The organism is Saccharopolyspora sp. NPDC045941 (genome assembly GCF_056431445.1).
Window position 1 is genome coordinate 100,163 of the sequence record NZ_JBWKKU010000006.1, and the last position, 15,326, is coordinate 115,488.

The window sequence follows — 15,326 nt, forward strand, 5'->3', positions numbered from 1 at the left end:
CGGTAGATCGCGGCGACCTGGGCAGGAGCCCGGTGTGCGGGGAGGGGTGAGCGGGATGCCGGTCGAACCGCACCCGCGCGGTGCCGCCCCGTTCGACACCTCCGGGATCCGGCGCGACAGCCGCGGAATCGCGCACTACACCGGCCTTCCCGCGTCGTTGGTGACCATGTTCCGGTCCACCGCGGAACGCTTCCCGGACAACGAGGCGCTCGTCGAGGTCGACGGCGAGCGGCTCACCTACCGCCAGTTGTGGGACCGGGCGGCACGCGTCGCAGGCGGGTTGCGCGCGGCCGGGATCGGCCGGGGCGACCGGGTGGCGAGCCTGCTGCCCGCCGGGGTGGGTTGGGTGCTGGGATTCCTGGGCACGCAGCTGGCGGGGGCGGTCGCGGTGCCGGTGAACATCCGGTTCGCCGCACCCGAGATCGATTACGTGCTGACGGACTCCGGCGCGAAGCACGTGCTGCGACCAGGCGATCCGCTGCCCGACGGTCCGGCCCGCGCGGTCGACGACCTGGCGCCGGACGACCTCGCGGCGATCTTCTACACCAGCGGCACCACGGGCTTCCCGAAGGGTGCGATGACGACCCACGAGAACTTCCTGTCCAATGTGGAGACCGCGCTGCGGGTGATGGGCACGGACCGCGCCGAGGGCCCGGCGCAGCGCAATCTGGTGTCGGTGCCGCTGTTCCACGTGACCGGCTGCAACACCCAGCTGCTCGTGCAGCTCGCCCTCGGCGGCACCACCGTCGTGCTGCCGGACTTCCAGGCGAAGCGGTTCCTGCGCACCCTCGTCGAGGAGCGGATCAACACCCTCATCACGGTCCCCGCGATCTACGCGCTGGCGCTGGCGCAGCCCGAGTTCGCAGACCTCGACGTCAGCGCGGTCACCCAGGTCTACTACGGCGGCGCCCCGATCGCCCCGGCGCTGGTCGAGCGGATCAAGGCGGGCTTCCCGCGGGCCCGGGTGGGCAACGGGTTCGGCCTGACCGAGACGTCGTCGATCGCGACGTTCCTGCCGCACGAGTGGGCCGCCGAGCACGCCGACTCGGTCGGGTTCGCCGCGCCCGTGGTGGATCTGGCGCTGGACGCGCCGGACCCGGAAAGCGGCGTCGGCGAGCTGCTCATCCGCGGCCCGAACATCGTGGCCGGGTACTGGAACAAGCCGGAGGCGACCGCGAACGCCTTCGCCGACGGCTGGCTGCACACCGGCGACCTGGCGAGCATCGACGAGCACGGCCTGGTCCGCGTCGTCGACCGCGCCAAGGACATGATCAACCGGGGCGGCGAGAACGTGTACTCGGTGGAGGTGGAGAACGCGCTGGCCGGGGCGCCCGGCGTCGCCGACGTGGCGGTCGTCGGCGTGCCGGACGACGTGATGGGGGAGAAGGTCGGCGCGGTGGTGGTGCCGCCGCCGGGCGGCGAGTTCGACCCGCGGGCCGCGCTGGCCTACCTGGCGGATCGCCTCGCCGACTTCAAGGTGCCGCAGTACTTCGTGGTGCGCGCGGAACCGCTGCCCCGCAATCCGGGAGGGAAGCTGCTCAAACGCCAACTCCGCGAGCAGACCGAGTGGGGCCCCCCGGTCTGGGGCCGCTGAGCCTCCAGGACCCGTGCACACGGGTTCTCATGGCTGCCAGGCCGGGTTGCGGCCGGTGAGGCCGACGAGCTTGTCCAGCGGCGTCGCGTCGGCCGGGACCTCGACGGCCGGGCCGAACGGGCTGTCGGGGCTGGGCTCCTCCGTCGCCCACGCGGATACGAACTCCAGGGCCGACGCCAGCGACGTGGCGTCGCACCGGAACTGCTGCCCGGTGGCCTTCGCGATGTCCCAGCCGTGCACCACCAGCTCGTTCATCGCGACGGCGCCCGCCACCGTACCGGGCAACTGGATGCCACCGGCCTGCGTCATGCCGTCCCATGCCGCCGGGTCGCGCCACGCTTCGGCCATCGCGGTCAGCTGGGCGGGGATGCGGGCGCGCCAGTCGCCGGGAAGCCGGGCGGCGTCCCCGGACGGCCCTCCGCCGGTCTGCGAGAAGTCCTTCGCGGCCGCCGCGGCGAACGCCAGCGACAGGCCGCTGACGTGGTCGATCAAGTCGCCGAGGGCGTACTCGGTGCACGGCGTGGGCGCGCCGAGCTGGTCGTCGGAAACGTTCCCCAGCAGGGTCGCCAGGTGCTCGGCGGCCGGCCGGAGGTCGGGCAGGTCGGTCATTTCGCGGCTCCTTCGCAGTCCGTTCTGGTGGGGTAGACCGCTCCGGCGGCCGATTCTCATCGGTGGGCCCGCCCGCTGCCCGTGGTGCGCCGCGGAGTTACGGTACCGGTCGGTATAGAGCACCACGGGAGCGAACGCATGGGGGACCGACCGCGCAGGGTGAAGTACGTGCTGATCCTGGGCGCGCTGTCCGCGTTCGGCCCGCTGTCGATCGACATGTACCTGCCCGCCTTTCCGGCTATCGCCGGCGATCTGCAAGCCGGGCCGTCGCAGGTGCAGCTGTCGCTGACGGCGTGCACGGTCGGCCTGGCCCTGGGGCAGCTCGTCGCCGGGCCGCTGTCGGACACCTTCGGTCGCCGCCGGCCGCTGCTGATCGGGCTGGTGGTGTTCACCTTGGCGTCGCTGCTGTGCGCGGTCGCGCCGTCCGCGTACGCGCTGGCCGGGCTGCGGTTGGTGCAGGGCCTCGGCGGTGCCGCCGGCATCGTCATCGCCCGCGCCGTGGTGCGGGACCTGTACTCGGGCGTGGCGATGGCGCGGTTCTTCTCGCTGCTCATGCTGGTCAACGGGCTGGCACCGATCCTCGCGCCGTTGATCGGCGGGCAGATGCTGCGGGTGACGTCGTGGCGCGGCGTGTTCCTGGTGCTCGGCGCGATCGGCGTGGTGCTGCTGGTGGCGACCGCGTTCGGGGTGCGGGAGACGCTGCCCGGCGAGTCGCGGCGGCCCGGCAGCCTGGGCAGCACGCTGCGGACCTTCGGAAGCCTGCTCGGCGACCGGGCGTTCGTCGGGTATTCGCTGTCCGCGGCGCTGGCGTTCGCGGCGATGTTCGCCTACATCGCCGGTTCGTCGTTCGTGCTGCAGGACGTCTACGGCATGTCGCCCCAGCTGTTCAGCCTGGTGTTCGGCGTGAACTCGCTGGGCATCGTGCTGTTCGGGCAGCTCAACGGCCGACTGGTGGCCCGGGTCGACCCGAGCCGGCTGCTGGCCATCGGGCTCGGCGTCAACGCGGTCGGCGGCGTCGCGGTGGCGTTGTCCGCCGTGTTCGGTCTGGGCTTGCCGGGGCTGCTGCCTGCGCTCTTCCTGGTGGCGTCGAGCATGGGCGTGGTGTTCCCCAACGCCACGACCCTGGCGCTGTCCGGGCACCCCGAGACGGCCGGGAGCGCATCGGCGCTGCTGGGCGTCATGCAGTTCCTGGCCGGTGGCCTCGCGGCGCCGCTGGTGGGGTCGGCGGGCACCGGCACGGCACTGCCGATGGGCGTGGTGATGGGGGCCCTGTCGCTGTCCGCGGTCGTGGTCTACCTCGTGCTGACCCGCCGCGCCCGCGCCGAGGCGCTGTCGGGCGACCGTGCGGAGGAGCGGACCACCCAGCGCTGATCAGCTGGACCGGGCGAGCAGGGCCTCGGCCAGGTCCGTCCGGCTGTAGAGCACGTAGCGCCCCTCCCGCCGCACCGAGACGAGCCCGGCGTCGCGGAGTGCGGTCAGGTGCTGGGAGGCGTTCCCGGCGGACATCCGGGTCCGGCGGGAGAGCTCCGTGGTCGACCTCGGGGCGGACAACTCGGCCAGCAGCAGGGCCCTGGACCTGCCGATGACCGCGGCCAGCGCGTCGGGCGCGGTGCGCGGCTTCGGGGTCCAGAGCTCGGCGATGCCGCGCGACGGGTAGCGCAGCGCCGCCGGCCACAGCGGCTCCAGCTTCGAGAAGACCGTGGGCCAGACGAACGTCGACGGCACCAGCACGAGGCCGCGGCCGTCCAGGGCGTGCGTGCCGACGAAGTACCGGTGCGTCACCTGCAGGCCGTCGTCGTGCCAGCGGACCCGGGGGCTGAGCTCGTTGAGCAGCCGCGTGGTGCCGCCCTCCACCAGCAGGGCCCCGCGGTGCCGGACGTCCTGGTCCAGCAGGTCGAGCATCTCCGGCCACCACGGCCGGATCGCCCGGTCCCAGTAGCTCTCGATCACCCCGGCCAGCCGGTGCAGTTCGCGGGCCGGGTCGGCGTGCAGCCAGCGGACCGGAGCCGACGCGGGGCGACCGGCGTTCTCGATCATCGTCCGGACCGAATGTGGTGGCACCGCCCGCAGCGCTTCGAGCTCCTCGGCAAGGGTCGGCCGCGAGGAGGTCGGGGTCGGCGCGAGGAATCCGGGCAGGTACTTGGTCGGGGTCGGCACCAGGTCGAACAGCAGCGACAGGTCGGCGGTGCTGCGCTGCAGCCGCCGCTCGGCCTCGGCCCGCCACGAGCGGTGCAGCGGGTGCCGGCCGGGCTCCTTCAGGACTCGCACGCTGGCCGCGACCTCCCACAACGGGGAGAAGGCGAACCGGACGCGGGCGAGGTCAGCGGCGGACATCGTCATCCTGAGCACCCGATGCCTCCCAGTGGTGGATTCGGCCCAGTCTAAATTCGTGGTCGCCCGGCAGGGGGAGAACCATGGTTGCCGGGTGATCAACGAACGAACCACCGGTCCCGACCGGTTGCCCGGGGAGTTCCGGCTGCTGTTCGCCGCCGTCGGCGGCAGCGACCTCGGCACCCAGATCAGCTTCGTCGCGCTGCCGCTGACCGCCGTCCTCGCGCTCGGCGCGGGCCCGGCGCAGGTCGGGGCGGTCGGCGCCCTCAGCACCATCGCGTTCCTGCTGGTCGGGCTGCCCGCCGGGGCCTGGGTGGACCGGTTGCCCCACCGCGCGGTGATGATCACCACGGATGTGGTGCGCGCCGTGGTGTACGCCTCGATCCCCGCCGCATGGCTGCTGGGCGCGCTGACGATGCCGCAGCTGTACGCGGTCGCGTTGCTCGGCGGGATCGCGACCGTGTTCTCCGAGGTGGCCGCCCAGAGCTTCCTGCCCGAAGTCGTGGGGCGGGCGCAGCTGGTGCGGGCCAACGCCCGGTTGATGGGGATGCGCGGGGTGAACCAGATCGTCGGCCGGAGCGTCGGCGGATTGCTGGTCTCGGTGCTCACTGCGCCGGTGACGATCGCGTTCGACGCGATCAGCTACGCGTGCGCGGCCGTCGCCATCGGGCGGATCCGGGGCGCGCGAGTGGCCGCACCGGTGCCGCGAGCGTCTCGGGTGTGGCCGGACGTCGTGGCGGGGGTGCGCCATGTGCTCGGCAACCGGCTGTTGCGGCCCATGGCGATCGAAGGCGCATTGACGAACTTCGCCACGACGCTGACCCTCACGATCCTGCCGGTCCTGTTCGTCCGTGAACTCGGGATCAGCGAGTGGGGCCTGGGCTTGTTCCTCGCCATCGGCGGCTGCGGTGCGCTGGCCGGGGCGATCGGCGCGCGTGCGCTCGGCGAGCGGTTCGGGCACGGCCGGGTGTTGTGGATCACCGGGGCGGTCGCCAGCTGCGCCGGGTGCTTCGTGCCGCTGCTCGGCAGCGGCTCGTGGTTGTGGCCGGCGGCCGTGGCGTGGGCGCTGATCACCGCGAAGGCCGGCATCGGGAACGTGCTCGCGGTGAGCGTGCGGCAGGCCGCCACGCCGGATCGCCTCATGGGCCGGATGAACGCCACGTTCCGGTTCCTGCTGACCGGCGCGCTGGCCGTCGCATCCGTGCTGGCCGGGGTGCTCGGCGAACTCGTGGGCGTCCGCGCGGTGCTGTGGGTCTCGGCGGGCGTCTTCGCGGTGAGCTGGCTCGTCGTCTTCTGCTCGCCGCTGCGCTTCCTGCGGGAGCTGCCTGCGGAGCCGCGCGTTCCGGCACGTAGGTAACCAGTTGTAACCGACTGCTCGGGCGTGCTATAGGTACCTGGTGGTCACCAGTGAGGACAGCATCCTCAAGCGCGGGGATCTGACCGATCCGAACTGCCCGACCCGGCTGGTGCTGGACCGCATCGGGGACAAGTGGACGGTGCTGGTGGTGACGCTGCTGTCCGACGGCCCGATGCGCTTCACGCGGCTGCGCACCGGCATCGGCGGTGTCGCCGCGAAGGTGCTGACGCAGACGTTGCGCGCGATGGAGCGCGACGGGCTGGTGATCCGGACCGTGTATCCGGAGGTGCCGCCGAGGGTGACCTACGAGCTGACCGAACTCGGGCATTCGCTGCGCGGGCCGGTGGAGGCGATCGCCGACTGGTCCGAGCGCAACGTCAACCGCATCCTCGCCGCCCGGGCCGCCGCCGACCAGGGGTGATCACACCGGCTGCGCCGCCCAGTCGAGGACCTCGCGGCAGGTGTCGATCAGCCGTTGCCGCAGGACCGCGGCCTCGGCGGCGAAGTCGCGCTGCCGCCGGACGTAGTCGGCGCGGCCGTCGGGGGTTTCGATCGCAACCGGCTCGTAGCCGAGTTCGCGCAGGTCGTACGGGCTGGCGCGCATGTCCAGCTCGCGCACCCGCACCGCCAGTTCGAAGCAGTCGGCGACCAGTTCGGCGGGCACGAACGGTTCGAGCTTGTAGCTCCACTTGAACATGTCCATGTTCGCGTGGAGGCAGCCCGGCTGTTCCAGGCGGACCTGGTCGGCGCGCTCGGGCTGCAGCACGTTGAGCGGGCGGGCCTGCGGGGTGAAGAACCGGAAAGCGTCGTGGTGCGTGCAGCTGATCGGCATCGATTCGACGACCTCGTCGGTGCCGTCGTGCCCGAGGCGCAGCGGCCACCCGGTGTGCCGGATCTCTTCCGGTCGTGTCCGGTAGACCATGGCCCACTCGTGCAGGCCGAAGCAGCCGAGCCGGGCCTTCCGGGAGGCCGTGGCGGTCAGCAGCCCGAGCACGAATTCGGTGCTGGCGCGGCGTTTCTCGGTCAGCGCGGCGGGATCGAGCGCGACGCCCTCCGGCGTCTCGGCGAAGCCCCGGCGGGCCAGGAACTCCTCGCCGCCCGCCAGCGCGACGCCGACGCCGGGCTGCCAGCGCTCCAGCCGGGCCGGGCGGAACGAGTAGTAGGTGAAGAGGAAGTCGAGCACCGGGTGCTTCCGGTGCTCGTGCTGGCGCCGGCGGTGCGGCTGCGTCCAGCGCGCGACCCGCTCCCGGTGGGCGGCCTGCCGGGCGCGCCAGTCCTGCTCAGACAGCACAATCATCGCCGGTCAGGGTAGTCGAGGCGGGTGTCGGGGCGGTCAGCGGCGGAAGTACCTGAACCAGTCGAGGTCCAGGAAGTCCCCGCCTCCGTCCGAGGCGAAGGACAGGTACACGTCCCGCTTGCCGGTCACGGGCTCCTGCAGGTCGACCGGCACTTCCTTCCACTTCTGGCCGTCCGCGGTGGTGGACGATACGTTGATCTTGCCGACGACCTTGCCCTTCGGGCCGCCCAGCCGGACCTCGATCTTCGCCTTCACCCCGTCGTCGACCCACGTCCGCAGCCGCGCGGAAACCTGGGTCGCAGGCTCGGGGCCGAAGTCGATGCCCCGGAACAGCACCCCGTCGCCGTTGTCGATCGGCCCGATGAACCCGACCTGCCCCTCCTTGTCGGTCGCGACGCCACCGGACTCCGTCCCGAAGGACTCAGCCTCGATCATGCGGTAAGCGGACGTGCCGGGACCCTGTCCGGGCGTCGGTTCCAGCGGCGCCACGCCCGGGGTTCCGCTCGGGCGTTCGGCGACTCCGGCGTAGAAGCCGGCAACCCCGGCGGCGCCCGCGAGCAGCACCGCGAGCCCGCCCGCCGCGACCGCCGCCCGGCGCCCGTTCCCGCTTTTCGGCGCGCTCACCGGCGCGGTGGGCAGGGTTTGCGACGAGCTGCTCGGGTGGGTGCGTGGGAACGGCGCGGGCTCGGTGGCGTCGAGCAGGGCGTCGAACGGGGCCTCCCCGGCGTCGCGCGCCAGGTCCTGGAGGCGGCGGCGCACCTCGAGCAGTGGCATCCGCCGCTCGGGATCCTTGATCATCAGGCCGCTGATGACCTCGCCGATCGGGCCGCTCTGGCGGTGCTGCGGCACCGGCCCGTGCACGATGGAGCTGACGGTGATCAGCGGGTCGCCGGAGGCGTCGTACGGCAGCCGGCCTTCGGCCGCCGCGAACAGCGTCGCGCCGAGGCTCCACAGGTCGGCGGACGGCCCCAGGGAGCGGCCCATCGCGATCTCCGGCGCCAGGTAGGCGGGCGTGCCGACCAGGACGCCGGTGCGGGTGAGGGTCGATTCCGCGGCGTTGCGGGAGATGCCGAAGTCGGCGAGCTTGACCTGGCCGTGCCGCCCCAGCAGCACGTTGCCGGGCTTGACGTCGCGGTGCACGATGCCCACCTGGTGCGCCGCCTGCAGGGCCGCGGCGACGCTGTCGACCAGCACGGCGAGTTGGTGCGGGTTCAGCGCCCCGTGCTTGTTGAGCACGCTCGACAGGCTCTGCGCCCGCACCAGTTCCATCACGACGAACGGCTGCTCGCCGTCGCGTGCGACGTCGTAGAGCATGACGGCGTTGGGATGGCTGAGCACCGCCATCGAGCGCGCCTCGCGCAGGGCTCGTTCGCGCAGCTCGGCGGCCTCCTCTTCGGGGATGCCGGGGGACAACCGGAGCTCTTTGACCGCCACCGGCCGCTGCAGCAGCTCGTCGGTGCCGGACCAGACGTAACCCATCGCGCCGCGGCCGATGGTGCCCTCCAGCCGGTACCGGCCGCCGATGACACGGGGGGCGGTGCTGACCTGTTGATGGTGAGCCACGACCCGATCATCTCGCACACCGTGACCCTAATGGGTGACAAATCGGCCAATGGTCACGGTTGCCGCACCGCGTCTTCCGGGCCGCGGCGGCGGCCCGGAAGACGCGCGGCCGTCAGTGCACGTGGGTGGCGTCGCGGACGGTGCCCACGTACTCCTCGACGAGGTCCTCCATGGCGACGACGCCGACGGGTTCGCCCGTGGTGTCGACGGCCATGGCGAGGTGGCTCCCGGCCCGGCGCAGCGACGTCAGCGCCTCGTCGAGCAGGGCGCCCACCGGCACCGTCGGCAGCCGCCGGATGCGGCCGGGCGCGATGGGGGTGGAGGGGTCGTGCCCGGCTTGGTCGAGCACGTCCTTGACGTGCAGGTAGCCGCGCAGCGCACCGTCATCACCCCGCACCGGGAACCGGGAGAACCCGGTCTCGGTCACCACCCGCTCCACATCGCCCAGCGTCGGGCGCTGCGGCAGCGTCGTCAGGTCCGGCAGCGGCACGAGGACGTCGGAGACGGTGTGCTCCACCGACGACAGCGTCTGCGCCAGCCTGCGGTGCTCGGACTGCTCCAGCAGGCCTTCGCGGCGGGATTCCACCAGGAGCTCGGCGAGTTCCGCCGAGGTGTAGGCGGTGTCGAGTTCCTCCTTGGGCTCCACCCGCAGCAGCCGCAGCACGGCGTTGGCCAGCATGTTGAACACGGCGATCAGCGGCCGGGCCAGGGTGACGAACCCGACCAGCGGCGGCACCAGCCACAGCGCGAGGCGCTCGGGCTCGGCGATCGCCAGGTTCTTCGGCACCATCTCGCCGACGAGCACGTGCAGGACGACCACGATCGCCAGCGCGATCGCGAACGCCACGGCGTGCATGACCGGTTCGGGGACGCCGAGGGCGGCGAAGGGCACCTCCAGCTGGTGGGCGACGGCGGGTTCGCCCAGTCGGCCCAGGCCCAGCGAGCACAGCGTGATGCCCAGCTGGGCGCTGGTGAGCATCAGCGAGCCCTCCTGGCTCGCCTTGATCACGATCCTGGCCCGGCTCTTGCCCTGGGCCAGCAGCGCCTCCAGCCGGTCCCGGCGGGACGACAGCAGCGAGAACTCCGCGCCCACGAAGAACGCGTTGAGCAGCAGCAGAACGACACCGAGGACGATCGCGAAACCGTCGCTCATCGGACTTCCTCCACGACCTCGACGGACGCCGGCTGCTGGATGAGCCGCAGCTCGGCGATGCGGTGGCGGTCCATCCGCGTGACGGTCAGCTCCCATCCCTCGGGGTCGAGGCGATCGCCGACCTCGGGGATGCGGCCCAGCCGGGCCAGCACGAAACCGGCGACGGTCTCGTAGTCCCCGTCGGGCACGGCGAACTCGGTGGCCTCGGCGAGCTCGTCCGGGCGCAGCCGCCCGGAGATGATCCAGGTGCCATCGCCGACGCGGCGCACGGCGGCGATCTCGCGGCGGTCGTGCTCGTCGCGGACGTCGCCGATGATCTCCTCGACGACGTCTTCCAGCGTCACGATGCCCGCGGTGCCGCCGTACTCGTCGACCACCACGGCCAGCTGGAGCCCGGACCCGCGCAGCCGGTTCAGCAGCGCGTCGCCGTCCAGCGTCTCCGGCACCGTCGGCACCGGCCGGGCCAGCGACCCCACCGGAGTCGTCGCACGGCGGGACGCGGGCACGCCGAACGCCTGCTTGACGTGCACGACTCCGTGCACCTCGTCCAGATCGGCGCCGTGCACCGGGAAGCGGGAGAACCCGGTGCGGCGGGCGATGTCGAGCAGGTCCAGCACGCTTTCGCCGGCCGTCAGCGACTCGACGCGCACGCGCGGGGTCATCAGCTCCTCGGCGGTCCGATCGCCGAAGCGCAGCGACCGGTCCATCAGCTGGGCGGTCGCGGAGTCCAGCGTTCCGTGCTCGGCGCTGGAGCGCACGATCGAGCCGAGCTCGTCGGGCGAACGCGCCGACCGGAGTTCCTCCTGGGGCTCGATGCCGAAGCGGCGCACGACCCAGTTGGCGCTGTTGTTCATGGCGTCGATCAGCCAGCGGAAGACCTGCGAGAACCCCGCGTGGTAGCCGGAAACCGCGCGCGCGGTCGGCAACGGCCGGGCGATCGCGAGGTTCTTGGGCACCATCTCGCCGAAGACCATCGACAGCGTGGTGGCCAGCAGGATCGCCAGCGTCAGCGACACCGCCCCGGCGGCCTCGCCGGGCAGCCCCAGCGCGGTCAGCGCCGGCCGGATCAGGTCACCGATCAAGGGCTCGGCGACGTAACCGGTGATCAGGGTCGTCAGCGTGATCGCGACCTGAGCGCCGGAGAGCTGGAACGACAGCGTCCGGTGCGCCTTCTGCACGGCCCGCGCGCGCCGGTCGCCGACCTGGCGGACGTGCGCGTCCACCGTGCTGCGTTCCAGGGAGGTCAGCGAGAACTCCGCGGCGACCGCCAATCCGGTGCCCAGCGTGAGGATGCCGACGAAAACGAGGCCGAGAACGGCCAGCAGGATCTCCATCACCGATCACCCCGGGCGGGGAAACCGGCCATCAGATTCGGAAAGCCGGGACTATGTCCCGGCTCGGTACTGCCCTCAGGGGATTGTGCCGCAGGCACTGAAGACGTCACTCCTAGACAGAAATTCGGAAAAATACGACGCCAGTATACGGGGTCCGGACCGGTCCGGCCGCGCCAACATCATCACGATCGTCCGAGCAGGGCCAGGAGCTTGGCCTGCTCATCGGCGTCGGCGGCCACCGGGCGCGGCGGGGCGAAGATGCCCATGTCCGCCCAGGCCGGGATCTGCGGCGCGAACACGGTGTGTACCGCGGTCACCAGCGCCGGGTCCAGCCGGTCGTCGGCGCCGATGCCGCGGGCCAGGTCCCAGGCGTGCACCGCCAGGTCCAGCGTCATCTGCCAGCCGTAGTCCTGCGCCGGGATCACGCCGCCGGTCACGTTGACCTCGCCATCGGTCGCGCCCGGCTCGTCCCACGCCCGCCGGGCCGCTGCGGCGGCCTCCCGCCACGCGCCGACCGGGTCGGCGCCCAGGACGTCACCGTCGAAGCGGTCGCCGACCTCGTCCAAGGTGGCGCCGTCGAGCAGCCACGGCACCCACAGCTGCTCGGACACCAGGTGGCCGAGCAGGTCCCGGACGCTCCACCGCGTGCACGGCGTCGGCGCGTCCCACTGGTCGTCGCCGATGTGCCCCACCCTGGTGTCGAACTCGGCCATGGCCCTGCGGTGGGCGTCCAGCAGCTGCATGATTTCTCCCGATGAGCGTTGTGAAATCGGTCACGGGTCACCCGGAGGCGGCGGCGGAATCCCTGGCCACGCGTCCAGTGTGGCTGGTCGGGGGCGCTCGTGGCATTCGCGGCGAGGCGGGTTTACGCCCCGGTGGTCTGGGCCACTGGGGCGAGACGTAACCTGCCGCAGGTTTCGTCGAGCGGCTACCGCCGCCAGGTCACACACGAGAGGACGTGATCGTGAGCACACCCACGGTTGCGGACGCACCGCAGAGGGGCTTCTTCGGCCACCCCCGCGGCTTGTCGACGCTGTTCTTCACCGAAATGTGGGAGCGGTTCTCCTACTACGGCATGCGAGCGATCCTCGGGTACTACCTGTACTTCGCGGTCGCCGAGGGCGGCCTGGGGATCCCCGAGTCGACAGCGCTGTCGGTGGTCGGCGTCTACGGCGCCTCCGTCTACATGACCGGCATTCTCGGCGGCTGGCTCGCCGACCGGGTCGTCGGCGCGCAACGTGCGGTGTTCTACGGCGGCTGCGTGATCATGCTCGGCCACATCAGCCTGGCCCTGCCCGGCGGCATCGCCACGGTGGTGCTCGGGCTCGTGCTGCTGGTGATCGGCACCGGGCTGCTGAAGCCGAACATCTCCGGCCTCGTCGGCGGGCTCTACGGCGAACACGACACGCGCCGTGACGCCGGGTTCTCGATCTACTACATGGGCATCAACCTCGGCGGGTTCCTGGCGCCGTTCGTCGTCGGCACCCTCGGCGAGAAGGTCAGCTGGCACGTCGGGTTCGGCGCGGCGGCCGTCGGCATGGCGATCGGTCTGATCCAGTACCAGTTCGGGCGCAAGAACCTGGGCTCGGCCGGGCTGGTTCCGGTCAACCCGCTGCCCGCCGGGCACAAGGTCCGCGTGCTGGGGCGCGCGATCGGCTTCGGCCTGGTGTTCATCGCGGTCCTGGTCGGCCTGTCGGTGAGCGGCGTGATGGGCCTCGACGGCCTGGTCAACGTGATCAGCCTGATCTCCGCGGTGCTGCCGGTCATCTACTTCGCGGTGATGCTCTCCAGCAAGCAGATCACCAAGATCGAGCGCGACCGGTTGATCGCCTACATCCCGCTGTTCCTGGCGACCGCGCTGTTCTTCCTGCTCTTCGAGCAGCAGCCGAACACGCTGGCCAACATCGCCGAGGCGGACACCGACCTGAACATCTTCGGGTTCGTGATCCCGGCGTCGTGGTTCCAGTCCATCAACTCGCTGGCGATCATCGTGCTGGCGCCGCTGATGGCGTTGCTGTGGACGAAGCTGGGGGAGCGGCAGCCGTCGACCCCGCAGAAGTTCGTCGGCGGCCTGTTCTTCGTCGGTGTCTCGTTCCTGTGGGTCGTGGTGTCGAAGTTCGTCGCCGGCGACGGCAAGCACCTGCCGATCATGCTCGCGCTGGTGTTCGTGATCATGACCTTCGGTGAGCTGATGCTCTCGCCGGTCGGCCTGTCGGCGAGCACCAAGCTGGCGCCGAAGGTCTTCGCCTCCCAGACCATGGGCCTGTACTTCCTGGCCCCGGCGATGGGGCAGGGCCTCGGCGCCCAGGTGGTGAAGCTGTACTCGGTGGACAACCAGCCGGTCTACTTCGGCATCGTCGGAGCGGCCACGATCGGCTGCGCGGTGCTCCTCCTGCTCGGCTCCAAGAGCATCAAGCGCTACATGCACGGCGTGAACTGATGTGAACGAGAAGAGGCCGGCCCCGGTGATCCCGGGGCCGGCCTCTTCTCAGCGCAGGTCGAAGGTGCGGGCTTTCTCCGGGGCCGCCGGGTCCGGGTTCGCGTGGCCCGCGACCGTGACGTTCCCGCTCGGCAGCACGCCCCGGACGAGGTAGTCGGTGCCGATCCGGTCCACCTCGGCGTTGCCGGCCATCGCCCACACGCCGTGCTTGCCCGCGTCCTTCTCGGTGACCAGCACCGACGACGGCAGCGACCGGTGCATCTCCACCGCGCCCGCGTACGGGGTCGCGACGTCGTGCTCCGAGTTGATCACCAGCATCGGCGGCAGCCCCGCACCGGTGATCTTGAGCGGCTGCTGCCGGGGAGCCTGCCACACCCGGCAGGGCGCGACGGTCCAGCTGTTGTACCAGGCGGCCAGCGGGTACTCGGCGGCCAGCTCTTCGGAGTCGCGCTCCCACTCGCTGCGGCGGGTCGGCCACGGGGCGTCCGCGCACTCCACGGCGTTGTAGATGGCGTTGCTGTTCTCCGCCGCCGCGTCCTTCGCCGACACCTGCGCGACGAGCTTGCGGTCGTCGCTGCGGAGGCGGAAGTCGGCGACCGCCTCGGCGAGGTCTTGCCAGTTGCTCTCGCTGTAGAGGGCGCTGAAGGTGATGTCGGTGAGCTCCGACGGGCCGAGCGCGCCCCGCGCCCCCTTGCGGAGCTCGGCCCGGATGCCGTCCCAGGCGGCCTGCACCTGGCCGCGGTCGGTGCCGAGGTGGAACACCTGGTCGTGCTGGGCGATCCAGTCGAAGTAGATGCCCAGCCGCCGCTGCGCGGCGATGTCCTGGTTGAGGTTGTTGCGGTACCAGACCTCGGAGGTGTCCGGGTTGACCGTGCTGTCCAGGACCATCCGTTCCACGCGCTCCGGGAACAATTGTCCGTACACCGCGCCGAGGTAGGTGCCGTAGGAGTAGCCGAGGTAGCTGATCTTCTGCTCGCCGAGCGCGTCCCGGATGCGGTCCATGTCCCGGGCGTTGGTCGGCGTGTTCAGGTGCGGCAGGTACTTGCCGGCCCGCTGCGCGCACCCGTCGGCGTACTCCTGGGCGCGCTGCCAGTTCTGCTCGCGGGTCTGCGGCGAGTCCGGGTCGGGCAGCGGCTGCCGCCAGTAGGTGGCCGGGTCGACGCAGCTGATCGGGGTGCTGTGCGCGGAGTTGCGGGTGTCGAACCCGATCAGGTCGTAGGCGTCGAGCACCTCGGCGGGCAGCCGGCCGGCCAGCGTGCCGGCGAAGGCCACCCCCGGCCCGCCCGGGCCGCCGGGGTTGATCAGCAGTGAGCCGCGCCGGGCTTCGGGCTTGCGCGCCGGCGACTTCGCGATCAGCAGCTGCAGCTTCTCGCCGTTCGGCGCGGCGTAATCCAGCGGCACGTCGAGGTTGGCGCACTGCAGCTGCGGGTGGGGCTTGCTGATGTCCTGCGGGCACGCGCCGAACTGCAGGCCGGGCGCTGCCTGGGCGGCCGCTCCCGGCGCCGCGGTGCCGGCCAGCACCGCGGCCCCGGCGAGACCGAGCGCGATCGAACGCTTCACGGGCGTCTCCTCGTGGAGTGGAACCTGGTTCAGGGCGGAGCGTAATCGGTGGCCCGGTTCCACACCCGGCAGCGAAAGTCCGTGTCCC

Annotated in this window: 13 protein-coding genes; 5 read left to right on the forward strand and 8 right to left on the reverse strand. The window is 71.7% G+C overall.

Annotated features, from left to right (window positions below; genetic code table 11):
• The first annotated feature begins 55 nt into the window (after positions 1-55).
• Positions 56-1,594, forward strand: a complete 1,539-nt coding sequence (locus AC07FN_RS06785) for a class I adenylate-forming enzyme family protein (RefSeq protein WP_478394729.1) — start codon at positions 56-58, stop codon at positions 1,592-1,594.
• Positions 1,595-1,621: 27 nt separating this feature from the next.
• Here the strand turns inward: AC07FN_RS06785 and AC07FN_RS06790 are convergent, their stop codons facing one another.
• Positions 1,622-2,203 (reverse strand): TIGR03086 family metal-binding protein, encoded by a 582-nt coding sequence (locus tag AC07FN_RS06790; RefSeq protein WP_478394730.1) that lies wholly within the window; start codon positions 2,201-2,203, stop codon positions 1,622-1,624.
• A gap of 138 nt (positions 2,204-2,341) precedes the next feature.
• Between AC07FN_RS06790 and AC07FN_RS06795 the strand changes: the two genes are divergently transcribed.
• Positions 2,342-3,574 carry a Bcr/CflA family multidrug efflux MFS transporter gene (locus tag AC07FN_RS06795; protein ID WP_478394731.1) on the forward strand — a complete coding sequence of 411 codons (1,233 nt, stop codon included), beginning with the start codon at positions 2,342-2,344 and terminating at the stop codon, positions 3,572-3,574.
• On the opposite strand, the gene AC07FN_RS06800 is transcribed toward AC07FN_RS06795, so the two are convergent.
• A complete protein-coding gene (locus tag AC07FN_RS06800; RefSeq protein WP_478394732.1) occupies positions 3,575-4,537 on the reverse strand; it encodes an ArsR/SmtB family transcription factor in 963 nt (320 codons plus the stop codon).
• Positions 4,538-4,628: 91 nt separating this feature from the next.
• On the opposite strand from AC07FN_RS06800, the gene AC07FN_RS06805 reads away from it, so the two are divergent.
• Entirely contained in the window at positions 4,629-5,891 is a 1,263-nt protein-coding gene (locus AC07FN_RS06805) for an MFS transporter (protein ID WP_478394733.1), read from the forward strand.
• A gap of 40 nt (positions 5,892-5,931) precedes the next feature.
• Positions 5,932-6,312, forward strand: a complete 381-nt coding sequence (locus tag AC07FN_RS06810) for a winged helix-turn-helix transcriptional regulator (RefSeq protein WP_478394734.1) — start codon at positions 5,932-5,934, stop codon at positions 6,310-6,312.
• On the opposite strand, the gene AC07FN_RS06815 is transcribed toward AC07FN_RS06810, so the two are convergent.
• The 5 genes from AC07FN_RS06815 to AC07FN_RS06835 all read right to left on the reverse strand — a co-directional run bounded on the left by AC07FN_RS06815 (position 6,313) and on the right by AC07FN_RS06835 (position 11,981).
• On the reverse strand, positions 6,313-7,188 hold the full coding sequence (locus tag AC07FN_RS06815) for a 3-methyladenine DNA glycosylase (protein ID WP_452614059.1): 876 nt from the start codon (positions 7,186-7,188) through the stop codon (positions 6,313-6,315). It abuts the gene before it with no gap.
• 36 nt (positions 7,189-7,224) lie between these two features.
• Complete coding sequence (locus AC07FN_RS06820) at positions 7,225-8,751, reverse strand: protein kinase domain-containing protein (RefSeq protein ID WP_478394735.1); 1,527 nt, start codon at positions 8,749-8,751, stop codon at positions 7,225-7,227.
• 112 nt (positions 8,752-8,863) lie between these two features.
• Positions 8,864-9,904, reverse strand: a complete 1,041-nt coding sequence (locus AC07FN_RS06825; RefSeq protein WP_452614061.1) for a hemolysin family protein — start codon at positions 9,902-9,904, stop codon at positions 8,864-8,866.
• Positions 9,901-11,238 carry a hemolysin family protein gene (locus tag AC07FN_RS06830; RefSeq protein ID WP_478394736.1) on the reverse strand — a complete coding sequence of 446 codons (1,338 nt, stop codon included), beginning with the start codon at positions 11,236-11,238 and terminating at the stop codon, positions 9,901-9,903. The genes AC07FN_RS06825 and AC07FN_RS06830 overlap by 4 nt, the downstream gene beginning before the upstream one ends.
• Before the next feature lie 182 nt (positions 11,239-11,420).
• Positions 11,421-11,981: a TIGR03086 family metal-binding protein gene (locus AC07FN_RS06835; protein WP_478394737.1), complete on the reverse strand. Its 561-nt coding sequence runs from the start codon at positions 11,979-11,981 to the stop codon at positions 11,421-11,423.
• A gap of 221 nt (positions 11,982-12,202) precedes the next feature.
• Here AC07FN_RS06835 and AC07FN_RS06840 point away from each other — a divergent pair, with 221 nt between their 5' ends.
• Positions 12,203-13,678, forward strand: coding sequence for a peptide MFS transporter (locus AC07FN_RS06840; RefSeq protein ID WP_478394738.1), 1,476 nt, complete (start codon positions 12,203-12,205; stop codon positions 13,676-13,678).
• 48 nt (positions 13,679-13,726) lie between these two features.
• Here the strand turns inward: AC07FN_RS06840 and AC07FN_RS06845 are convergent, their stop codons facing one another.
• Entirely contained in the window at positions 13,727-15,238 is a 1,512-nt protein-coding gene (locus tag AC07FN_RS06845) for an alpha/beta hydrolase (RefSeq protein ID WP_478394739.1), read from the reverse strand.
• Positions 15,239-15,326 lie beyond the last annotated feature (88 nt).

Excerpts from the sequence above, each read along its gene's own strand:
- AC07FN_RS06800 (WP_478394732.1), bottom strand. The coding sequence starts at position 4,537 with ATGTCCGCCGCTGACCTCGCCCGCGTCCGGTTCGCCTTCTCCCCGTTG.
- AC07FN_RS06785 (WP_478394729.1), top strand. The coding sequence starts at position 56 with ATGCCGGTCGAACCGCACCCGCGCGGTGCCGCCCCGTTCGACACCTCC.
- AC07FN_RS06795 (WP_478394731.1), top strand. The coding sequence starts at position 2,342 with ATGGGGGACCGACCGCGCAGGGTGAAGTACGTGCTGATCCTGGGCGCG.
- AC07FN_RS06790 (WP_478394730.1), bottom strand. The coding sequence starts at position 2,203 with ATGACCGACCTGCCCGACCTCCGGCCGGCCGCCGAGCACCTGGCGACC.
- AC07FN_RS06815 (WP_452614059.1), bottom strand. The coding sequence starts at position 7,188 with ATGATTGTGCTGTCTGAGCAGGACTGGCGCGCCCGGCAGGCCGCCCAC.
- AC07FN_RS06830 (WP_478394736.1), bottom strand. The coding sequence starts at position 11,238 with ATGGAGATCCTGCTGGCCGTTCTCGGCCTCGTTTTCGTCGGCATCCTC.
- AC07FN_RS06825 (WP_452614061.1), bottom strand. The coding sequence starts at position 9,904 with ATGAGCGACGGTTTCGCGATCGTCCTCGGTGTCGTTCTGCTGCTGCTC.
- AC07FN_RS06835 (WP_478394737.1), bottom strand. The coding sequence starts at position 11,981 with ATGCAGCTGCTGGACGCCCACCGCAGGGCCATGGCCGAGTTCGACACC.